Source organism: Pseudoalteromonas sp. T1lg22, from assembly GCF_002964645.1.
In the GTDB taxonomy this organism is placed as follows: Bacteria; Pseudomonadota; Gammaproteobacteria; order Enterobacterales; family Alteromonadaceae; genus Pseudoalteromonas.
The window spans coordinates 58699-80123 of the sequence record NZ_PQBY01000023.1; the positions used below are offsets into that span (position 1 = coordinate 58699).

At 47.4% G+C, this 21425-nt stretch carries 18 protein-coding genes and 1 pseudogene; 10 read left to right on the forward strand and 9 right to left on the reverse strand.

Features of this window, described 5'->3' with window-relative positions; translation table 11 throughout:
• The 4 genes from fabD to yceD all read right to left on the reverse strand — a co-directional run bounded on the left by fabD (position 1) and on the right by yceD (position 2760).
• Complete coding sequence (gene fabD, locus C2M24_RS13220) at positions 1-930, reverse strand: ACP S-malonyltransferase (RefSeq protein ID WP_105200471.1); 930 nt, start codon at positions 928-930, stop codon at positions 1-3.
• A 66-nt stretch (positions 931-996) separates the two neighbouring features.
• Positions 997-2043 carry a phosphate acyltransferase PlsX gene (gene plsX / locus C2M24_RS13225; protein WP_105200472.1) on the reverse strand — a complete coding sequence of 349 codons (1047 nt, stop codon included), beginning with the start codon at positions 2041-2043 and terminating at the stop codon, positions 997-999.
• An 11-nt stretch (positions 2044-2054) separates the two neighbouring features.
• Positions 2055-2225, reverse strand: a complete 171-nt coding sequence (gene rpmF / locus C2M24_RS13230) for a 50S ribosomal protein L32 (RefSeq protein WP_105190738.1) — start codon at positions 2223-2225, stop codon at positions 2055-2057.
• A gap of 10 nt (positions 2226-2235) precedes the next feature.
• Positions 2236-2760, reverse strand: a complete 525-nt coding sequence (yceD, locus tag C2M24_RS13235) for a 23S rRNA accumulation protein YceD (RefSeq protein WP_105215446.1) — start codon at positions 2758-2760, stop codon at positions 2236-2238.
• A 120-nt stretch (positions 2761-2880) separates the two neighbouring features.
• Here yceD and C2M24_RS13240 point away from each other — a divergent pair, with 120 nt between their 5' ends.
• Positions 2881-3468, forward strand: coding sequence for a Maf family protein (locus C2M24_RS13240; protein WP_105200474.1), 588 nt, complete (start codon positions 2881-2883; stop codon positions 3466-3468).
• 31 nt (positions 3469-3499) lie between these two features.
• Here the strand turns inward: C2M24_RS13240 and C2M24_RS13245 are convergent, their stop codons facing one another.
• The gene (locus C2M24_RS13245) at positions 3500-4150 is read right to left on the reverse strand and encodes an HAD-IA family hydrolase (RefSeq protein WP_325034823.1); all 651 of its coding nucleotides are present in this window, start codon (positions 4148-4150) and stop codon (positions 3500-3502) included.
• Positions 4134-5096, reverse strand: coding sequence for a 23S rRNA pseudouridine(955/2504/2580) synthase RluC (rluC, locus tag C2M24_RS13250; protein ID WP_105215448.1), 963 nt, complete (start codon positions 5094-5096; stop codon positions 4134-4136). The genes C2M24_RS13245 and rluC overlap by 17 nt, the downstream gene beginning before the upstream one ends.
• Positions 5097-5728: 632 nt before the next feature.
• Between rluC and rne the strand changes: the two are divergent.
• Positions 5729-8958, forward strand: a pseudogene (gene rne / locus C2M24_RS13255) (ribonuclease E).
• 83 nt (positions 8959-9041) lie between these two features.
• On the opposite strand, the gene yejK reads toward rne, so the two are convergent.
• The gene (gene yejK, locus C2M24_RS13260) at positions 9042-10049 is read right to left on the reverse strand and encodes a nucleoid-associated protein YejK (protein ID WP_105215450.1); all 1008 of its coding nucleotides are present in this window, start codon (positions 10047-10049) and stop codon (positions 9042-9044) included.
• 64 nt (positions 10050-10113) lie between these two features.
• Here yejK and C2M24_RS13265 point away from each other — a divergent pair, with 64 nt between their 5' ends.
• The 5 genes from C2M24_RS13265 to C2M24_RS13285 all read left to right on the forward strand — a co-directional run bounded on the left by C2M24_RS13265 (position 10114) and on the right by C2M24_RS13285 (position 15182).
• Positions 10114-10326 (forward strand): DUF1414 domain-containing protein, encoded by a 213-nt coding sequence (locus C2M24_RS13265; protein WP_105215452.1) that lies wholly within the window; start codon positions 10114-10116, stop codon positions 10324-10326.
• A 3-nt stretch (positions 10327-10329) separates the two neighbouring features.
• The gene (locus C2M24_RS13270; protein WP_105215454.1) at positions 10330-11820 is read left to right on the forward strand and encodes a DUF3413 domain-containing protein; all 1491 of its coding nucleotides are present in this window, start codon (positions 10330-10332) and stop codon (positions 11818-11820) included.
• Positions 11821-11936: 116 nt separating this feature from the next.
• On the forward strand, positions 11937-12422 hold the full coding sequence (locus tag C2M24_RS13275; protein WP_158677897.1) for a DUF4124 domain-containing protein: 486 nt from the start codon (positions 11937-11939) through the stop codon (positions 12420-12422).
• Positions 12423-12487: 65 nt separating this feature from the next.
• Positions 12488-14182 carry a bifunctional isocitrate dehydrogenase kinase/phosphatase gene (gene aceK, locus C2M24_RS13280; protein ID WP_105215456.1) on the forward strand — a complete coding sequence of 565 codons (1695 nt, stop codon included), beginning with the start codon at positions 12488-12490 and terminating at the stop codon, positions 14180-14182.
• A gap of 61 nt (positions 14183-14243) precedes the next feature.
• The gene (locus tag C2M24_RS13285; RefSeq protein ID WP_105215458.1) at positions 14244-15182 is read left to right on the forward strand and encodes a LysR family transcriptional regulator; all 939 of its coding nucleotides are present in this window, start codon (positions 14244-14246) and stop codon (positions 15180-15182) included.
• Positions 15183-15248: 66 nt separating this feature from the next.
• Here C2M24_RS13285 and C2M24_RS13290 read toward each other — a convergent pair whose 3' ends face one another.
• Both C2M24_RS13290 and C2M24_RS13295 read right to left on the reverse strand, forming a co-directional pair.
• A complete protein-coding gene (locus C2M24_RS13290; protein ID WP_105215460.1) occupies positions 15249-16775 on the reverse strand; it encodes an amidohydrolase family protein in 1527 nt (508 codons plus the stop codon).
• A gap of 138 nt (positions 16776-16913) precedes the next feature.
• On the reverse strand, positions 16914-18014 hold the full coding sequence (locus C2M24_RS13295; protein WP_105215462.1) for a helix-turn-helix domain-containing protein: 1101 nt from the start codon (positions 18012-18014) through the stop codon (positions 16914-16916).
• Positions 18015-18740: 726 nt separating this feature from the next.
• On the opposite strand from C2M24_RS13295, the gene C2M24_RS13300 reads away from it, so the two are divergent.
• The 3 genes from C2M24_RS13300 (at position 18741) to C2M24_RS13310 (ending at position 21362) form a co-directional block, all read left to right on the forward strand.
• A complete protein-coding gene (locus C2M24_RS13300; RefSeq protein WP_105215464.1) occupies positions 18741-20237 on the forward strand; it encodes a KAP family P-loop NTPase fold protein in 1497 nt (498 codons plus the stop codon).
• A 28-nt stretch (positions 20238-20265) separates the two neighbouring features.
• Positions 20266-20499 carry a hypothetical protein gene (locus tag C2M24_RS13305; protein WP_158683765.1) on the forward strand — a complete coding sequence of 78 codons (234 nt, stop codon included), beginning with the start codon at positions 20266-20268 and terminating at the stop codon, positions 20497-20499.
• A gap of 281 nt (positions 20500-20780) precedes the next feature.
• A complete protein-coding gene (locus tag C2M24_RS13310; protein ID WP_105215468.1) occupies positions 20781-21362 on the forward strand; it encodes a recombinase family protein in 582 nt (193 codons plus the stop codon).
• The last annotated feature ends 63 nt before the right edge of the window (positions 21363-21425 follow it).

Sequence of the window (21425 nt, forward strand, 5' to 3'; positions counted from 1 at the left end):
TTATTTAGCTGCTTCTGCGCTGGCACTGTCGTTAACAGCGCTGCAATCAAGGGTTTTATCAATTCGTTTTACCAGGCCGGTTAGAACCTTGCCAGGACCAAATTCAAAGGCCTGAGTAACGCCCATTTTAGCAATGGCTTGTACGGTTTCAGTCCAGCGAACTGGGCTGTAAAGCTGGCGTACCAAGGCATCTTTAATGGCTTCAACATCCTGCTCGGCAGCCACATCAACGTTGTTGATCACCGTGTATTGAGGCGCGTTTAGTGCTAAAGCGTCAAGGTCGCCTTTAAGCTGCTCGGCGGCAGGCTTCATCAGTTCACAGTGTGAAGGTACACTTACCGCAAGCGGCAGTGCACGCTTAGCACCTGCTTCTTTACAGGCTTCGCTGGCGCGATCTACGGCTTCTTTATTGCCGGCGATCACCACCTGACCCGGTGAATTGTAGTTCACTGGCGCAACTACCTGGTCTTGGGCACTGTCGGCACAGGCTTTAGCAATTGCATCATCGTCAAGACCAATGATGGCCGCCATTGAACCTACACCAGCAGGTACGGCTTGCTGCATATATTGACCGCGCTTTTCAACCAGCTTAACGCCATCGGCCAGGCTCAGTACACCGGCACATACCAGCGCCGAGTATTCGCCTAGACTGTGACCAGCCAATACCACTTCTTGCTCTGCACCGCCTAGTTGTTGCCAGTGACGGAAAATAGCCACTGAAGAACACAATAACGCAGGTTGCGTACGGTGAGTTTGATTTAGCTCTTCTTCTGGACCATTAAGCACTAGCTCTGCCAAGTCATAGCCAAGGGCTTCTGATGCTTCTGCAAAGGTGGCTTTAACTACCTCAGACTCGCTCAGTAGCTCGGATAACATGCCAACGCTTTGTGAGCCTTGACCAGGAAATAATATTGCGATTTTTTCAGACATATGCTGCTCTTTCGTATTGTTTTAGCGATGTTCGCGAATTTTGGCAGGCATTAATGAGGAGGGAGTTTACGAGTTTTCTGCGCTCGTATCTGGCGTTGGCTCGTTCTCAGCAAAGGCCGCTTGAATCTTCTCGGGCAACTGTCGTTGCACTTCCTTAACAGCCTCATTAATTGCCGCTAGAAATGCACTTGCCGATGCATTTCCATGACTTTTAACCACTATACCGCGCAATCCTACCAAAGATGCGCCGTTATACTGGTCGGGGTTCACCTTTTTATAGATCTTTTTTATGACAGGCATAAGTAATAGCGCCAAGCCACGATAAAGCAAATGCTTTTTCAAGGCTTTAGTCATCTTATGCATGATCAGTTTTGCAATTCCTTCACAGGTTTTCAGTGCCACATTCCCGACAAAACCTTCACAGACGATCACATCGGCCTTGCCACTGAAAATATCACTACCCTCGCTGTAACCCGTGTAGTTAATGCTGTTACAGCGCGTCATCAACTGAGCTGCCTCTTTGATACCCTCATGACCCTTAATGTCTTCGGAGCCGATATTGAGCAAGCTGACCTTAGGGTGTTCAATGTCTTGCACCTCGCGCGCCACCACAGCGCCCATGATCCCGAATTGATACAGGGTATGAGCATCGCAATGGACATTGGCGCCAAGATCCAATAAATAAACCGGTCGTTTTGTTTCTGTGGGTACCGAAGAGATCAGCGCCGGGCGTTTAATGCCGGGCAACATTTTTAGAACATAATGAGCAATGGCGAATAACGCCCCTGTGTTGCCGGAACTTACACAGGCCTGAGCTTCCCCGGATTTAACCAAATCAAGGGCCACACGCATAGACGCATCTTTTTTATTACGTAACGCATACGCGGGTTCATCGGCATTGGTGACGATTTGCGTACAATGTTTGATTTTTAAGCGTGGGTGCTGCAGCGCGTCTAAACGGGAAAGCTGCTCTTGAATTAGGGTTTCATTACCGCAGAGGATCAGGGTAAGTGAACTATGAAGATGGACCGCTTCAACTGCGGCTGGGATAGATGAACGGGGGCCGTAATCGCCCCCCATCATATCTAACGCAATGGTTAGACTGCGTTGCATAAAGCAATCTCTTACTTAGAAATTACTTTAACGCCTTTGTAGTAGCCGTCTGCAGTGATGTGGTGACGACGGTGAGTTTCACCAGTCACTTTATCAACTGTTAGAGCTGGACCACTGATCGCATCGTGTGAACGACGCATACCACGTCTTGCACGAGACTTCTTGCTTTTTTGTACCGCCATTAGCCTTCTCCTAAGAATCTTTCTTAAGTTGTTTCAAAATTTCAAATGGATTTGGTTTTTCATCTTCTTCGTCGATTTTACCAAAGCTTTTTTGTTGCTCTGAGTAACGACAAGATGCTTCGTCATGCATAGGCACGATAGGAATGGCCAAAATCAACTCGTCTTCAACTAATTGTCGAATGTTGACTTCTCCGTTCTCATCTAGCTCCACAAGATCGTAGTAATCAGGGAGATGATCTGACTCTGCACCCATGCCAACCGGCGTATACGCAAAGTCTTGTTCCAAATCCAACCCAAACTCTTCATTACAACGCTGACAAATAAGGGTGGCTCGGGCCTTTAAAGAACCACTTAGCACAGTTAAACCTTGTTCGTCCTGCTTGCAATGAATTTGTACCGCTACTTCACCACTTTTATCCAGCACAACTTGCTCGAATCGAGAAAGTTCTTCAAACATCACCACGCCATCATAACTTAGCTGACGCTGTGCTGCCCTGCCCGGATCAAGGGTGACGGGAATCTTCACCTTTTGCATAGGGGCTGCATCATATAGATAGTTATCATTAGAGTCAAAATAAAATTCGACTTTCCTTTTGTTTTTCGCCCGATTGCGCCGTATTCTAGAGCCGATATTTAACAATTCGATGATCGGGCAATGAAAACAGCTTTTATCTTAGCCTCAAGTTCGCCTTTTAGGCAGCAATTATTAAAAAAAATTATCCCTGAATTTCACCATTTTTCACCCGAAATTGACGAGTCAGCCAAAGCCGACGAAAAGCCGGAGCAACTGGTACGCCGTTTGGCTCTGGAAAAAGCCCAAACCGCGTGTAACTTGTATGACAAAGGGCTGGTGATTGGTTCAGATCAGGTGGCTCTGCACCAGGGGGATATACTTGGAAAACCCCACACCGTGGCCAAGGCCGAAGCGCAGCTGGCTCGTTTTAGCGGCGAAAAAGTCACCTTTTTAACCTCTTTAGCCCTGCTCGACATAGAAACGGGCAAAAATACGGTAATAGTCGAGCCATTTGAGGTTCATTTTCGCCATTTAAGTGCCGAGCAAATACGTCTTTATGTGGCCAAAGAGCAACCGCTTAATTGTGCCGGCAGCTTTAAAAGCGAAGGCTTGGGGATTTGTCTTTTTGAAGCCCTTAAGGGCGATGATCCCAATGCTCTAGTTGGCCTGCCTTTATTACGCCTTAACCAACTCTTGTTAGATTGGGGCATAGATCCGCTGGCGCTGTAACTGTGCCAGCACACCAGCATAAAAATGGCGCTTAAAATAGCGCCAATAATTCCCGATAACTGTTTACAGTCGCCTTGGGATTGAAGATTTCCAGTTCTTCCTTGGCATGCACACCAAAGGTCACGCCTATGCTGTCAACCCCGGCATTGGCTGCCAGTTGCATGTCGATTTGGGTATCCCCTATCATCACTGCCTGCTGTGGCGACAGTTGATAAAAGGCAAGGATCTGCTCCAGCATTTGCGGATGCGGCTTAGATTGGGCCTCACAAGCAGTACGGGTTATATCAAAAAAATGCGCCAGACCGGTTTCACCCAGCAATCTGTCTAAGCCCTTACGGCTTTTGCCGGTTGCCACCGCCAAGGCATAACCTTTATTCTTTAGCGCCGTGAGCGTGCTTTCAACATCATCAAACAGCGGCGTTGGTGTGGTGTCAACGGCCAGATAATGGTGCTTATATTGCTCTTCAAGGGCCTGATGAAACTCGCTATGCTCGGGGAACAAGGTGGCCACCGCGGTATCTAGGCTTAGGCCTATGATATTCTTTGCGCTCACCGGGTCGGGCTCGGGCACGCTCAATGCGCGCGCCGCACTTTGCAGTGTCGCCACAATTTTCGGCACCGAGTCCATAATGGTGCCGTCCCAATCGAATATCAGCAGCTCTTTGTTATTGATTTTGCTCACGTAAGCGTCCTAAACAATGTTCCAATGCCGCATCTAAAGGCGCTTCCAGAGCCAAGGTAGTTTCCGTTTGCGGATGGAAAAAGCGCAGCTCACGAGCGTGCAAGAATAAGCGGTTTAAGCCCTGAGCACGCATTTGCCCATCAAAAGCTTGATCGCCATATTTATCATCACAGGCGATAGGATGACCCTTACACTGAGTATGCACACGAATTTGGTGAGTACGCCCGGTCACAGGTGATGCCTGCACCAAGGAGCAATTTTCAAAACGCTCCAGAACGCGAAAACGCGTATGGGAGGCTTTACCGCGCTCATGGTCAACACGCACCACGCGCTCACCGGATTGCAGGGTATTTTTATTTAGCGGCTCATTCACATTACGCACCTTGGCGTCCCACTGCCCGGCTACTAAGGCCCAGTAGTTCTTTTCCATGGTTTTTTCGCGCAATTGCTCGTGCAGAGACTTCAAGACCGAGCGTTTTTTCGAGATAAGCAGACAGCCCGAGGTATCTCGGTCTAAGCGGTGCACCAGCTCCAAGTTTCTGTCATTCGGGCGCAGCGCGCGCAATGCTTCGATAAGACCAAAACTCAAGCCACTACCACCGTGCACCGCCATACCGGCAGGCTTGTTGATAACAATAAGATATTTGTCTTCAAACAAGATGGCATCTTCGAGCTTACTCACCTTATCTAAATTGGTCGGTATAGGCTGCTCGCTGCGCTCGGCCACCTTAATCGGCGGAATACGTACAGTATCGCCTGCTTGTAATTTATACACAGGCTTGACACGTTTTTTATTCACCCGCACCTCGCCTTTGCGCAAAATACGGTATACCGCGCTTTTTGGCACCCCTTTGAGTTTGGTTATCAAAAAGTTATCTATGCGTTGTCCGCTGTAGTCTTCATCAACGGTTACAAAGCAAACCTGGGTGCCAATTGTCTCTTTCATTACCTAATCACTGATTTGAGTCATAATTTAGTTGCTTATGCTGAGGTTTTAGTGGGATAATCGCCCTTGTAAAACCTGTGCATAACACAAGATTTTACATCACCTTTGGTTTTAACCAAAACTTGCGTGCAACACATTCTGGGAATGGCGATCATACAGATTCGAGCTCGTATTTCCACAGCTTTATCACCCAGAAACCACGTGAATGCAGTGACAAACAATGCGCGTAATAGATTGTTTGTTTGGCTGCGACCGCAAGTGGTGATTAGCCCAACGGGGTAATAATAGGAAACGAAGAATAGAACATTAGGTCTTTTGCGCACGATTCAGCATTAAATAGAACGTCAGCGAACGGCCTGTAATTAAACAAAATCATAATGCTATCGACCACCATTTGGTGTAACGGTAAACGACTATTGCCTTGTGCGTCGCCTGTCAGCCCCTAGCTGAGGGCATAAACTTAGATGTGGTGTAGTGGCTCAAAATTACTGCCAAACCACTCCAAGGTAGATTTAAAACGTTAAGCTTTTTCGTTAAAAGCCCAGTCGTGAGACTGTACCTAAGACACAAAGAAGAGCGCCGAACGACCCAAGTCAGGTCGGGCACTATGTAAAGAATTTAAGAGTAACAATATGAAACGCATGCTAATCAATGCGACGCAGCAAGAAGAAATGCGCGTAGCACTGGTTGATGGCCAGCGCCTGTACGATCTAGACATCGAAAGCCCTGGACACGAACAAAAGAAAGCAAACATCTACAAGGGTAAAATTACCCGTATCGAACCTTCACTTGAAGCCGCTTTTGTTGACTACGGCGCCGAACGCCATGGCTTCTTACCACTGAAAGAAATTGCCCGCACTTACTTCCCTAGCGGTTATACCTTCAGCGGCCGTCCTAATATCAAGGATGTGATCCGTGAAGGTCAGGAAGTGATCGTCCAGGTTGATAAAGAAGAACGTGGCCAAAAAGGCGCTGCGCTAACCACCTTTATCAGTGTTGCCGGTAGCTACCTGGTGCTTATGCCAAATAACCCTCGTGCTGGCGGTATTTCTCGTCGTATCGAAGGGGATGAGCGCGCCGAGCTTAAAGAAGCGCTAAGCCGCCTGGACCTGCCTAAAGGCATGGGCCTGATTGTTCGCACCGCAGGTGTAGGCAAATCATACGAAGAGCTTGACTACGACTTAAAAGCGCTTCTGGTACATTGGCAGGCGATTAAAGATGCAGCCGACAGCGGCAAGGCACCTTTCTTAATTCACCAAGAAAGCAACGTTATTTTCCGCGCTATTCGTGACTATCTACGTCGCGATATCGGTGAAATCCTAATCGACAAGCCGCGCGTATTCGAAGAAGCAAAAGCCCATATAGAACGCTTCCGCCCAGACTTTATGAATCGCGTGAAGCTGTACCAAAACGATGTGCCCCTGTTTACGCATTATCAAATTGAAAGCCAAATTGAGTCGGCCTTCCAACGCGAAGTACGTCTGCCTTCTGGTGGTTCAATCGTTATTGACCCGACGGAAGCACTGACCTCTATCGATATCAACTCGTCAAAAGCGACAAAAGGTAGCGATATTGAGGAAACCGCACTTAATACCAACTTGGAAGCCGCCGATGAAATCGCCCGCCAGTTACGCCTGCGTGACCTGGGTGGTTTGATTGTTATCGACTTTATCGATATGACGCCGCCGCGCCATCAACGTGAAGTAGAAAACCGCCTTAAAGATCGGCACGTCAAGACCGTGCCCGCGTGCAGATCGGCAAAATTTCTCGTTTTGGCCTGTTGGAAATGTCACGTCAGCGCCTGCGCCCTTCACTGGGTGAAGCGAGCCAAGGCAGCTGCCCACGTTGTAGTGGCCAAGGTACCATTCGTTCAAACGAGTCTATCGCCTTGTCTATCTTGCGCTTAATCGAAGAAGAAGCGATCAAGGACAATACCGCTCAGGTTAATGCTCAGGTACCAGTTGCCGTTGGCGCCTACCTGCTCAACGAAAAGCGCCGCAGCGTGCAGCGCATCGAAAAACGTCACAACTGTGATGTGGTGATCATTCCTAATCAACATATGGAAACACCGCATTACGAAGTCGTACGTTTACGCAAAGACGAGACCCTAGAAGCAGCAAGCTACGAGCAAATCATTGAGCCGGAGCCGGAAGCAATTGAGTACTCACGTGCGCCGGCTATGCCACAACGTGAAGAGCCTGTGCTTAAAGGCGTAGTCATGCCACACGAGCCTGCACCTGTTGCTCAGCCTAAAGCGGCCAGCCCTCAAGCCAAAGCGCCTGCACAACTAGGCCTGCTTGAGCGCATCGGCAAATGGCTTAAAGGTCTGTTCGGCGGCGAAGAGCAAAAAGAGCAAGATAAAAAGTCAGGTCAAGAAGAGCAAAAAGAGCGCCGCTCTGGTGAACGTCGTCGCAATAACCAGCGTCGTCGCAGCAATCAGTCGCGTAACCGTGGTAAAGGCCCTCAGCAAAAAGGCGGTGAAAAGCCAGAAGCTGAGAAGAGCGAAAGCAACGAGCAAAATCGCAGCGATGAGCGCGGCGGCCAACGTGGTGGTCAGCGCAGCAACGAGCGTGATGATAATCGTAGCTCGGATAACCGCAATAAACGCCGTCGTTCGCAAAACCGTCGTCGCGATAACCGCAACGATAACGAGGAAGTGCGCAAAGAAGCGGTTGTTGAAGCTCAAGAAGAGCAACAACAAGAGCAAGATCAAAAGCCTAAGCAGCGCCGTCAGCGCCGTAACCTTCGTAAGAAGGTACGTGTGTCAAATCAGACAGAGCAAACGCTTACAACCGAAACAGCAACGCCTGTGGTTGAGCCTGCAGTAGATGCTCAAAAGCAACAAGCAGCGCCGGTTATTGCAGCAACTCAAGAAGTTGCCGTGCAAGAACAGCAAGCTGATGCAGCACAAGAAAAGGCTTCACCAAAAGCTGAATCTAAGCCTGCACCTAAGGCAGAGCCAAAAGCCGAGCCAGCAGCTCAGGTGGAAAACGCCAACGCTGAGACGCAAGAAGGTGAAGAGCAAGCTGAGGGTGAAAAAGAAGGCCGCACTCGCAGCCGTCGTTCACCACGCCACCTGCGCGCCGCTGGTCAACGTCGTCGCCGTGAAAAGCAAGAAGGCGAAGTGGAAAAGGCTGCCTTTATTCCGGTAGCGGATCAAGCCATGGCGGAAGAAGCGAAGCAAGATACTGTACCTGCAGAGCAGACAGTCGAGCAGTCGGTAGAAACGCCGGTGGAGCAAGTAGCCGTTGAAGCTGCTCCAGCACCAAGCCCAGAGCCTCAAGCCGAAGTTGTTGCAGAAACTGTTGAGCCACAAGCTGAAGAAACGGTTGTTGAAACGCCTGCGACTAGCAGCGAAGAGCCTGCGGTAGAAGTTATCGCCGAGCAAGATGAAGCGAAACCAGTTGAAGTTGAAGTTGAAGCTCAGGTTGAAACACTTGCCGAGACTGATGTCGAGACTTCCGTCGAAACTGCTGTCGAGACAGTTGTTGAAACACCAGCCGAGCCTGTTCAAGAGGAAAAGGTTGAAGTTGTAGCTGAAGAAGCACCTGTTGCGGAAACTGCAGAAGCCCCACAAGTTGAAGCAGAGGTTACAGTAACGGCTGAGCCAGCCGCTAAAGCCGTACGCGCAATCGGTCACGCCTCTGCGCCTATGACACAGCCGGTAACCCCAGCCATGCAACCTCTGGGTGAATTGCCACAGCCAATGCCTGCAGAGCAGCGTGCTGCCGTGGTCAACAGTGGCTTGAAGCCAGGTTCAGTTGCACCTGTACACCATGCATTCTGTGGCGCGGCGACACCAAAAGCCCCACAGATTGCCGCTGAGCCGGTGCCTGAAGTAGCTCAGGCTGATGCCGAGTAATTAAGGTAAACGAAAAAAGCCGCTGATTTCAGCGGCTTTTTTTATGTCTTTTATATTCCTAAGACTAGAAGCAGGTTTACCCCCTACTCCTTATCCAACTGCTCAAGCTGATCTTTTAGATTTGGCGGCACGCCCTTGATAGTCAGGGTGTCATTAACCGGGTCGTAAATAACCCGCTCACCCAAGTGCTTGCGCTCAAAGCCAACGCTCACTCCACCACCCATGCCAGATAACTTCACCATGCCGGTTACGGTTTTCTTATCGATCGGGAATGACTCGGCCAAATCATAATTTTGCTGCTGATAAAAATCGTTAAAGCTGTTCTCATCATCCTTGCTGATAGCCTTACCAATTTCATCGATTTGAGCATCTTCGCCACTGCTTAAGCGGTCACTGCAATAATCAAAGACTTCGCGACGACGTTCATCTTTTTCCGTCTTGTCTAAGCCTTGCTCGCTTAGGTAGTCTTCAACTGCGTTCAACATGGAGCGACTTTGTTGTTTCGGGTCGATACCTTCTTCACAGCCGAGGAAGTCCAAGAAGAAATCGGCAACCTTACGCCCGGCTCGACCTTTGATAAAGGAGATATAACGGTTATCGTCTGCCTGCGTGTCCCAGGCTGCTAAGTCGATGCGCGCCGCCAATTGCATGCGGGTGATATCCAGGTGACGGGAAGAAGCCAAGTCCAGCTCAGAGGTAATACTGTAATGCTCTTTAATATTAATTAGGGCAATTAAAATATATTCCGTGGCAACATACTGATAATGACAAAACACCAGATAGCCGGTTTCATTAAAGGCATATTTATCAAGCTCTTCTTTTAATACCGTAGCGGCCTGCTCGGTGACTTGCCAAAAGCCAAGCTCATGATTACGGTAGCTTTGCATGGCACTTGCCACAACACTGCTTTTGTCTGCACTGAAGGCACAAAAACCCTTGCCTGGCTTGCCGTTATAGGCGTGATGTAACTGCTCGATAAACACATTAACGCGCTCATTGATGGGCATTTCGTCATTGCGCAAGTGAATTTGGGTATTACCGTCGTCTTTATCGACGTAATGTACAACCAGCTTCTTAACCTCAGTGGTCATCTTTGTTTTTCACTCCTACGGTGTTAAAATACAAGGACATATATAAATCAGTAATGAACCACCGATGCCAGCGTTATCCAAATATACCAATGAAGAAGTAGAACAACTTGTCGACCAGCTTGTAGCTGTACTTGCCGAAAAAAAGGCACCGGTTGATTTAAGCCTGATGTGTCTGGGCAATACTATCACGCATATTATTAAAGAGCATGTGCCTGCGGCAAAAAGAGCTGCCGTGGCGCAAAACTTTGCTAATGCCCTAACGGATTCGTTGAAGTAACCAATGAACCTGACAACGCAAAATCAATTTTCTTCTCGAGTCAGTCAGTTACTGGCCTGGGGTCACTGGTTTACCTTGGCTAATATTGGTCTTGCGTTGTTGCTTAGCCTTGCCTATTTATTCGCCGATGCGCATCCAGCAACGGCTATCGGCACCTTTTATATGGTGGTGACCTGGTTAAGCCACACCGCCTTTATTACTTTTCTAGCCTTTGTGCTGACCATATTCCCGCTGTCCCTGGTTTTTCCCTATCCTCGGCATATTCGCGGCATGGCCTCGGTGCTGGCCACCATAGGCATGACCTTGCTGGCGGTGGATGCCTTTGTTTATTACAACCTGGGATATCACTTGAATTACAGTGCCTTAGGGGAAATTTTATCCCTGTTTTGGCGCAATGTAAGTAATACCCCAGCGTTGTCGACTCTGATGGTAAGTGCCTTTGTCATGTTGATTTTGGCCTATCAGCTGATCGTCAGTAATTATGCCTGGCACCATCTGGGCGACCTCAAACGCCTGCGTATTGGTCGCACCATCACCACTGCATTAGTAGTGTGTTTTGCCCTTAGCCACAGCATTCATATTTGGGCCGACGCCGAGCTAAAATTTGATATCACCAAGCAGGACAATATGTTGCCTCTGTCTTACCCGACTACGGCAAAATCCCTGCTCGCGAAAAATGACTTACTGGATCTGAAACGTTACGAGCAACAGCGCTCGGTTAATGTCAATGCGCCCAATGTCAGCTTTGTGATGCCAGCGCAATTGCCAAGCTGCAACCTGGCGCCGGATGCCGCCGCAGTTGATATTCGCTTGTTTAGCACTCAGGCCGACTTAGCCCGCTTTACCCAGGCTAATCCGACCCTACAACAGGTTGCCCCTATTTTGCATCCAACCAGCGCTGAAGACACTATATTCAATGCCCTGTATGGCTTACCCAGCTATTACCGCCAAAGCATGAGCAAGGATCACATAGATCCGCTGTGGCGACGCACGCCTTTGACGCTGCAAACGAATCTAGCGCAATTTGATTTTATTCATGACGATGCCGACGCCCTGGTCAAGGTCTCCCTTGATGAGCACACGCCGGTGCAAGACTCACATACCGTCTTTGCCTTTACCCTTGCCAGCGAAAGCACAGAGCGCATCACGACAATTAATCAATTGTGGAGCTCAGACACGCGTTTGCAGGGTTTAGGTCATATAGTGCAACCCCAGGACATACTGGCCACAGTGCTTGCCGAACATTGGCAGTGCCCAGAGTTGGCAGCCAGTGCATTAATTGCCAATAATATGCTGGGTAATGACACTCAGCCCAATATCAATTACTCACAAGGGGTGTTTATCGCCCTGCGCAAAGACCGCATTACCCTGTTAAGCAGCGATGGCAGTTATAAACATATTTCCGCCAGCGAGGGCTTTAATGTCGACCAAGAACTTAATGTGCCTTTTTTAATTCAAGGCCTTAAGCAGCTCAAACGCTTTAACGCGCAATAAAACGGATAAAAAACAACCACCTTGCTTTAATACCTTTGGCTTACTTCCGTGACATTCAATTTTAGTTCATCTATATTGGGTAAGGAATGAGAACAATAATTAAGCGAGGTGAAATAGTGACTAGTAGATTAGCACTCCTAAGAAGTGTGTTAATACTTAGCGCGGCGCTGCCAGTTTTGGGTTATGCCAATACCACATATTTTAAGTGTCAAACGTCAGAAGGCACGGTATTTAGCCAGTTCCCTTGCGATAAAAATGCGAAGGAGCAAGAAGTAACACATACCAAGTCTCCTCAACGAGGCCCAAAAGAAGACTACAACAAGCAACTATCCGAGCTGGAAAAGGAAAATAAGCGCGACAGCATCAATATGCAAATTCGCAGCACCAAACATAAGGTGGTGATGTTAAAGCGCGAGCGCAGTGCAAAAACCCTGGCCGAAGAACAACGCCTGGAGCGTCTGATGTCAGATGACGAGCGCAAGGCACTGAAAAAAGAGGTTCAGGTTAATATCAAGGACATTGAACGTCGCTATACTCAGCGCATTAAAGAAACCGAACAAAAGCTGGCAAGGTTAGAAAAGTCCCTGGCAAAATATCAATAACACTTGCAAAGACTTAGAACCATGGCTTAAGGTAGGTTAGAGTTTATACTCTAGAGGCTTTAACTGTGTATGCACAAGCAATAGCGCAACAAATTCTTAATGGGTTTTTCCATCATTATAAGTTGTTCCAATCGATCACGGCGCAAGCTCCCCAAGCCTTTGCCAAGCGTGATTGGGCGACCATGCGTCATATCGCCAGTTTGCGCATTAGCTATTATGATACCCGCGTTAATGAAACCGTCGACACTCTGGCCTCTGTAGTCAGTGATCCGGCGGACGATCCCCAGCTGTGGATAGACACCAAGGAATGCTATAAGCAGTTTTTAACCTTTCACCCTCAGGCTGAGCTCGCAGAAACCTTTTATAACTCGGTGTTTTGTCGTTTATTTGAACGCAAATACTACAATAACGACTTTATCTTCGTTCAGGCGACCTTGGCCGATGCCCCGGCGCTGCCGGTGGAGGCCGAATATCGCAGCTACTTTCCCGTGGTTGAAGGCCTTAAACCCACCATTCGCCAAATTATCACTCAGTTTGAGTTTGGTTGTGCCTTTGCCAATTTAGAACGTGATATTCGCTTGTTATTAAAGGCTTTTATAAAACAAGCGCCAGACACCCATGTTAAAAGCCACCAAATGCGCTTTGACATACTGCAGGCCCCCTTTTATCGCGGCCAGGCCGCCTATATCGTCGGTCGTATAGTTTCATCAACTGGCTCCCAGCCCTTTATCATTGCAGTATTGCATAACAAAGACCGCGGCCTCTATATCGATGCCCTGCTCACGCGTTCATCGCAAATGCGGGTGATCTTCGGCTTTGCCCGCGCTTATTTTATGGTGCAAACTCATGCGCCGTCGGCCTTAGTGCACTTTCTCAATCAACTCATGCCTGGCAAAACCAAGGCGGAACTCTATAACGCCATAGGTTTTCATAAGCAGGGCAAAACCGAATTCTACCGTGAGCTACTGGCACATATGCAGCATGCTCAGGAGCGCTTTGAGCTGGCCGCCGGTACTCCGGGCATGGTGATGATGGTTATCAACCTGCCATCTTTCCCTTACGTATTTAAAATAATCCGCGACCGCTTTGGCTCCAGTAAACCCTTTGGCAGACAAACCGTACTCGAGCGTTATCAACTGGTTAAGCGCCACGACAGGGTTGGCCGCATGGCCGATACCTGGGAGTATTCCGATGTGGCTCTGCCCCTGAGTTGCTTTAGCGATGAATTACTGCAGCAGTTGGAAAACAGCATTGCTAATTCCATGCGTATCGAAGGCGATATGCTGATCATCAAGCACCTCTATATCGAACGCCGTATGACGCCGCTAAACCTTTACCTGCAAGAGGTGAATGAGGGAAAAGCCGAGCACGCCATTATCGAATACGGTCAGGCACTTAAAGAAATGATCGCCGCCAATATCTTCCCCGGCGATATGCTGTTGAAAAACTTTGGCGTCACTAAGCATCAGCGTGTGGTCTTCTATGACTATGACGAAGTTCAATATCTTACAGATATGCAATTTCGCGAATTCGATTACAACGATGAGCACAGCATGTCGGTCGCCCCAAACGATGTGTTCCCGGCTCAGCTAACCACCTTTGTGTTACCTAACCCTACTCATAAAGAAATATTTATGCGTCATCATGGCGAGCTGACTGAAGCCGCCTATTGGCAGCAGGCACAGCAAAAAATTGTTCGCGGCGAATATAAACAGGTTTATCCTTATCCCAAAGAACAGCGATTTATACACCTTTGGTAGCCTATTCTGCTACCCAAGAATAAGCTAGACTAACTATAAATATAATAAATGGCATAGCGGAATGAACATAAACAAAATTGATTTAAATCTTCTCGTTTATCTCGATACCTTATTGCGCGAGTGTAATGTCACCAAGGCAGCCAATCAGCTCAGCATTACTCAGCCGGCCATGAGTAATGGCCTTAAACGCCTACGTAACCTTTTGAACGATCCCCTATTGGTGCGCACCAGTGAGGGCATGGTCCCTACAGAGCGCGCCTTAGAGCTGCAACCTGTGATCCGCGGGGTGCTGATGACCCTGGAAGAAACCTTAGCCCCTAACCGCGACTTTGAGCCCGCCAGCAGTAAGCGCGTATTTCGCATTATGGCCAGTGACTATGCCGCCAGCACCTTGGCTCCACGCCTGTTAAGTAAACTCCATGCCGAAGCACCGGATACCACCTTGGATATACTGACGCCAAGCGACGTTAACTTCCACGACGTTGAAAACGGCAAGGTGGACATGGCCCTCAACCGTTTTGAGAAACTGCCTCAGTCTTTCCACCACAAACGTATTTGGAAAGACAGCTTCTGCTGTCTGGTTAAATCCGACAACCCCATTTTGGAGCGCTTTAATTTAGAGAGCTATTTGCAGGCCAGACATATCTGGGTGAGTAAAACCGGTTTTGGCGTCGGTGTGGGTATGGATCCCAAGGACGTACAAAAACTCGGCTGGGTTGACGAAGCCCTGGCACACTTTGGTAAACACAGGGATATTGCCACTTTCACTCGTAATTACCACGTAGCCATTCACCTGGCTAAAGAGCTAAACCTGGTGGCCACCTTGCCCTCTAAGGCGGCAAAAATATACAAAGACGATCCGGGGCTCACCATTTTAGAGCCGCCCTTCCCCATTCCGCCTTTCGAGCTCGACATGATTTGGTCGCCGCTGCTGCATAGGGATGTGAGCCATATCTGGTTACGACAAAAAGTAGCAGAAGTGGCGCAGGAGTTAGGGTAAATCGGATGCAAATATAAAAGAGCCCAGCGACATAGCTGGGCTCTTTGTTTCAAAGGACAAGGTCGATTAGAGATACTTATCAATATTGATTTTGCGACTGTTAGCGTTCGCCTGCTTAACCGCGTCTAACATTGCATCTAGCTGCTCTCGCGCAAACACACGACCGTTTAGAATAACCGTATCTATGCTGCGAGTGTTGCCAATATCTGTAAGTGGGTTTTGATTGAGTATTAGCAAGTCGGCACGTCGGCCAGGTTCAATAATACCGGCATTACTCTTCATCAATTCCGCTGGAATTCTGGTTGCGGTTGCCAGCGTTTGCGCCGGGTTCATGCCGCCTAAATTTAGCGAACTTAGTTCGTCATGCAGTGAGAAGCCAGGTACCACTAGGTTGCCTCCCGCGTCTGTGCCGGCAACGATCTTAACGCCACGACGAACCATGGCTTTTAATAAAATATGGTGCGCTTTCTCCCGCGCTAGCCAGAACGTATCGCTCTTTTTGTAAGCCTCCTCCGACGCATCATTCACAGCTTCGAACTGATTATAGCCGGGTAACCAGCCCACTTTATATTCGCCGCCGTCTTTGGTGCCTTCAACCAGGCCTGGGTTGGCGTATTCCATATGCACTTCTTTTAATGCCTCCTCAAGATTGCTGAACTGATCGTGGATGCTTTCCATAAACCATAAGACGGAATTTACTGTGATGTCATTCGCCAATAAGTCGTCAATAATCTCGTCGGCACGGGCTTCTACATGGGCATAGAAGGCCTCGCTGCCTTGCTTATTGATAGAACCAAACTCTCTGATCAGCACCCGCACAATTTCCTCAAGGTGCGCGACCTCCATTTGTTGGGTGACCGCCAATTCCGAGAGCTCAAAGGTCAAAGGAAAATGACCCGTGGTTGGCACTCCCAATTCGGTGGCTAGTTTATTCACGGCACGGTAGGTCGGCATATCTAGGTGGTAGATTTTAATGGCGTCATAACCTTGCTCGGCAAACTCTTTGACCATGCTTTTAGCATGCTCAACATCATGGGTATTTTTATGGAATGTAATAAACTCCCAAAATGCGCCCTCAAGCAGTCCCATAGAGTCGATGGGTGGGGAAGACACAAAGAGTCTAGGGCCAACGCGACCTTGGTCAATCTCTTCACGCAATTGTAAACGCTCGGCTGGGCCTCCCAAATCACGAATATGGGTGACGCCATTGGCAACGTAAAGCAATAAATCGTTGGGGCTCTTTAGAAGATGGGCATGTGAGTCCACCAAGCCAGGAATAAGATATTTACCCTGGCCAGGTATGACCATAGCACCTGCGGGAATTGAGCCCTCGGTGGTCACCGAGAGAATCTCTCCCTTATCCAGGACCACAGTGCGATTGGGTAGCATGGTTTGGCCGTCAGGTGAGAGCACGCTGACATCCGTAATTACGGTTAACTGCCTGGGCGATGCAAAGGCGCGATGATCGACGACCTGGGTATGGGCGCCATAAATAAAATTAACGCCATTTTTAAACCAAGCGAGATAAGCGGCTGCGACAATGCTGACGCCAATAAAGAGACCAAAAAGCCATTTTAAAAGAGTTTTAAACATGGGGTATTTCCATCTGTTGTTGATGGAGTAATTTCAGCACACAGGTGAATCAAAAGCGTCCAGCCTTATAATATCAGACGTCCAATATGTTGTTTTTACACCTTTTTAGGCGCTATATCCGATCTAGCCGATAGAGCACTACTGGCATCGATACGCACTTGGCGTCAGCCCCGTAAGCTTTTTGAAGATGGCATTAAAACTGCTTTTTGAAGAAAACCCCGCATCCATAGCCAAATCAATTAATTTACGTTCGCTTTTTTGGTCGAGTTGCTCGCATACCTCGGCCACCCGGTATTCGTTAATAAATTGATTAAAATTTTTGCCACCGGCTTGATTCAAGGTCTCTGACAATTGGTGCACACTCACACCAACCTGCTGTGCAAGTGTGGCCAAGGTCAATTCGCTGTTCCGATATAGGGCCTGGTTTTTGACTTCATCTTGAACCAATTTCAGTATGCTTGAACGCGTATCTGGATCCAATACACCATCAGCAGAGGCTTTAGCACCGGAATCCTTTGGCTGCTCCAGTTGTGTTGTCAGTTGCCGAATATGAAAGAGACTTGGGTTGCGCCATTGGACTACTGCAACAAAATAAACCATTAAAACCAGGAGGCAATCGGCAAGCAGATTGACGATAGGTGCCGAGTTAATAAAGTAAAACAACAGCTTTAAACTCCATATCCCGACCATAAAGGCCACCAGGCTCCAAATCCACTTAAAAATATCTGGGCTATAAGAGGAGAGTGTTTGTTTAGCCTTGGCCTGGTAGCGACTGACCATGGTTATCAACAGCGCTAAATAGACGCCCACTTGTCCGTAAAAAACAATTTTTGTCAGAGTATGCTTGATAAGCGTGGTGTCGGGTACGGTGACAAAACTCAACGCCTTGTCGCCAGAAAACAGGATGTCGTAATTGAGCAGGTAGCATATTGCCAAGGGAAAAAGATGAAGAATATCACTGGCCTTAAGCGGCGCACCGGTAATGGCTGTTCGGCAATACAAATAGGTAAGAGCCCCATAACAAGCGGGTAGAAACACCAACCAAGCTATCAACCAAGTAAATTGACTTTCTCCTGCATCCACGATTAGTGGCAAAGCAAAAGTTGTAGCTATAAACAAGCACTGGATAGCCAATAACTTACTGGCGTAGTTAACCCGTTTGTCACTCACTAATAAGGTAAACAACAAAAAGCCCTGAAACCCGCCAATGGCCAGTATTACAGTCTGAGTTTGCGACATTGTTATTTTTATTTTATGTCTGGTTAGATAAGGGCATAAGTCTATCTATTAACCGAACTTATGTCGATTTGTATCGGCTTATAAGTGTTGAGGTGAGGAGTGAGTTCACCGCGAGTGAACGAACAGCCCAAGGCAACGCCGCAGGGCTGAAGCTTGCGACCGGGAGGGATAAGCTTGCCTACGTCCTGTAGGCAACCCTGCGGGCGCCTACGCGACTTAAAATGCTCGCGGCATTTAGGTGCGCTCATATATCCCTATATTCGCCCCTTCGGGTGCTTCGCAGCACAAAACGCTCCCGGCGTTTTGTCGAACTAGGGTTTTCATCATGACCTCCCCCACTCAGCTAGTGCTGTTAAAACAAAAAAGCCCAGCTATTTAGCTGGGCTCTTTCGTTTTAATGCATGGCGCAGAGGAGCGAGTTCACCACTAGTGAACGAACAGCCCAAGGCAACGCCGCAGGGCCGAAGCTTGCGACCGTACGCCGAAAAGCAAAAAACCAGCCGAAGCTGGTTTTTTATCATAATGCATGGCGGAGAGGGAGGGATTCGAACCCTCGACTGTCATCTACCTAAATAAAAACCTTTAAATTCAACATCATAATAGTACACCACCTAAATTTTTTGTACCAGCGTTTTGTATCATCCGAGGGAAGTCATTGTAAGCAGCCCTCACATTCATGTTAGGATTCATATAGTTAACGATAAAATACAAAAACAAGGAAGTGCCATGACCTTAAATACTCCATCACCAATAACAAACTGCAAATACAAAAATTGGTTTGATGACTATACGTTTGACACCTGCAAACTTAACAGGCGTGAATACGGAGAGTTTATAGCGAGTTATATCGCTGGTGAGCAGGATGGGTTCGTATTGAACTTAAATGGGGCTTGGGGTACAGGTAAAACTCAGTTCCTCAGACGACTATATTCACTCCTATGTGAAAGAGGCTACCCAACTGTATACATTGACGCTTGGGAAAGTGACTTCTCAGAAATACCTTTATCCGTCGTGGCGAGTGAATTGATAAACCAGTTATCAATGATTAATGAAAACATTGGTAATGAGTTTGAAAAGGTACAGCAGTTTTTAGGCAAAGCACTTAAAGGCACAATAGTTGGTGGAGCTGGGCTACTTACAAAACACCTTTTGGATGAAGCTAGTGTTGGTACTGAGGCAGCCAAGGCATTATTTGAAAAGACAGACCAAGATTACCTGAAAGACATAATGGGCAATCATGTCGAGCAAGTAGAGGCAATTAAAGACATACGAGATCAATTAGCTCTATTGGCTGAAGTACTAAAACAAAACTTTAGTTACGAACTACCCGTTGTAGTTTTAGTTGATGAACTCGACAGATGCAGGCCTAACTACGCAATTGAAATGCTTGAAGTCATCAAGCACTTCTTCACTACTAAGAACTTTGTTTTTGTAGTAGCAACTGACAGTGAGCAATTAGAACATTCTATTAAAGCTGTGTACGGTTCGTCGTTTGATTCAAGCTTATATCTAAAACGTTTCTTCGACAGAGAAGCCAAGTTAAATGAGCCAGACCTCAGCCTTTATTTAAGAATGCAAAGGTTGAACAAGTTATACGAGAGCGAGGGTCTAATAATATACCCTCTGGTAAGATCGTATTTGTCTGAAGATGGATTAAACGATTTCATCGAATGGTTAGCAAGAGCATATAAACTTAGTATTAGAGACGTAGACCAACTTGTCGCAAAGCTTCAAGCTTGTTTAAGATATGCACAAGAGGAGTACAAATCTACATCTGCTACTCAATATATAAATATATTCACATTACTCATTGCCTTAATCGACTTTGATAGGAGGTTTAGGGAATTTAGCAATGAGGGTAATTATATCGACGACGCAGTAAGACATCGCCTCACAAATACTTTCGTTGGAAGAAGTAATGCATTTGATAAAGAAGAGCGCACGCGGCTAAGCGATTTCATAGATACAATGAAACATTGCTCAAAAATGCATTGGATTTCTGCTAGAGGAGATTTCGGACGCGTGGAAGAAAAGGAAGTCTTTGGCACACACTCACATGTTCATTTTAAACCAAAAGGAGGGTTATCAATTGCAGCATTTGAAGAAGTCGCAGATGCAGTAAGTTACTTTAGTACAGGTAAACGTAAAGGTGCTGGGTTACCTAGGTTTTGGCTTTGGGATGATTACGTAAAGTTAGCCCAGCTCGCAGGTAGATTAGATTAAGCGCGGCTCAAAAACGCACGATGCGAAAATGAGCCAATCTGAGGGCTCTGCTCCAAAAACGCATGATGCGGAAATGGAGCAAGCTGATGATAACGCTGAGCCTGTCCAAAATGGGTATGATGCTGAAAATGGACAAACTGAAGAAGATCCTGAAGGGTCTGCCCACATTCAGCCAATGGCCGAAAATGGGCAACCTGAAGAAGCTCACCAAGATAGTGTTCAAAAATGGCATGATGCCAAAAATGAACACTCTGAAGGTTAAGTTACGGTCACGAACAAAATAGACGAAAAGTAAAACACATATTGTGTAAACATAGTGACCCGATGCAATCGCTAAGGCAAGATGTTACCTCCACCCCTCCCCCCTTGGGGGCTAAACCCTAGATATTGCACCATCATTGGAAACTTCCAAAGGGGGGATTAAAAACATTCATTTATGAGCCACCAGCATTGGACCTATCAAAGGATGGCTCACAAGTGCCCTTTTGACTTTTTAGCCTAGCTCATTAAAATACCCCCTAGTTTATCCAAGGAGTTAACTTAATGAGCCAACGGACTTACTTCTACTGTCGTGTGTCAACCACTGAGCAAACAACTGAGAACCAGAAGCAAGCTTTCAAAGACAAAGGCTACTTAGTTGATGATGCTTTTATCGTTGAAGAGACAGTATCAGGCTCAATCTGTGCGATGCAAAGAGAGGGCTTCAGAGCCCTTGTAGAACATAAACTGATGAAGGGTGATACGCTGGTGGTCTTAAAGCTAGACCGCTTAGGAAGAGATAACATAGACGTTCAACAGACTATTAATCTCCTGAGTGACAAAGGCATCAACGTGCACAGCCTAGATCTCCCTACCAAAGATCTTACGACCTCGGAAGGTAAGCTCATGCTCCGTATGTTCACGGCGTTTGCAGAGTTCGAACGTGACCGTATTAGAGAGCGCACCATAGAGGGTCAGGCAAGAGCTAAAGCACAAGGTAAGAAGATTGGTCGACCAAGAAAAGTAACCCCTGAGAAGGTTGCTGAGTTGCGCTCTCAAGGGCTTTCCATTTCGAAAACGGCTAACCAGCTAGGTGTTTCTATTGCTACAGTTAAACGCCTTACTTCACTTGTAAAGAGTGGCTAGTGACCCCCATTGTGGTAAGGCAATATTATTTTTGTTACCCCAACCCCAAATTAAATACTTCAA

Coding starts and splice junctions, on each gene's coding strand:
- rluC (WP_105215448.1), bottom strand. CDS start 5,096: ATGAAAGAGACAATTGGCACCCAGGTTTGCTTTGTAACCGTTGATGAA.
- C2M24_RS13270 (WP_105215454.1), top strand. CDS start 10,330: ATGAACCTGACAACGCAAAATCAATTTTCTTCTCGAGTCAGTCAGTTA.
- yceD (WP_105215446.1), bottom strand. CDS start 2,760: ATGCAAAAGGTGAAGATTCCCGTCACCCTTGATCCGGGCAGGGCAGCA.
- fabD (WP_105200471.1), bottom strand. CDS start 930: ATGTCTGAAAAAATCGCAATATTATTTCCTGGTCAAGGCTCACAAAGC.
- rpmF (WP_105190738.1), bottom strand. CDS start 2,225: ATGGCGGTACAAAAAAGCAAGAAGTCTCGTGCAAGACGTGGTATGCGT.
- C2M24_RS13240 (WP_105200474.1), top strand. CDS start 2,881: ATGAAAACAGCTTTTATCTTAGCCTCAAGTTCGCCTTTTAGGCAGCAA.
- C2M24_RS13305 (WP_158683765.1), top strand. CDS start 20,266: ATGAGCCAATCTGAGGGCTCTGCTCCAAAAACGCATGATGCGGAAATG.
- C2M24_RS13290 (WP_105215460.1), bottom strand. CDS start 16,775: ATGTTTAAAACTCTTTTAAAATGGCTTTTTGGTCTCTTTATTGGCGTC.
- C2M24_RS13295 (WP_105215462.1), bottom strand. CDS start 18,014: ATGTCGCAAACTCAGACTGTAATACTGGCCATTGGCGGGTTTCAGGGC.
- C2M24_RS13300 (WP_105215464.1), top strand. CDS start 18,741: ATGACCTTAAATACTCCATCACCAATAACAAACTGCAAATACAAAAAT.
- yejK (WP_105215450.1), bottom strand. CDS start 10,049: ATGACCACTGAGGTTAAGAAGCTGGTTGTACATTACGTCGATAAAGAC.
- C2M24_RS13310 (WP_105215468.1), top strand. CDS start 20,781: ATGAGCCAACGGACTTACTTCTACTGTCGTGTGTCAACCACTGAGCAA.
- C2M24_RS13285 (WP_105215458.1), top strand. CDS start 14,244: ATGAACATAAACAAAATTGATTTAAATCTTCTCGTTTATCTCGATACC.
- C2M24_RS13265 (WP_105215452.1), top strand. CDS start 10,114: ATGCCAGCGTTATCCAAATATACCAATGAAGAAGTAGAACAACTTGTC.
- plsX (WP_105200472.1), bottom strand. CDS start 2,043: ATGCAACGCAGTCTAACCATTGCGTTAGATATGATGGGGGGCGATTAC.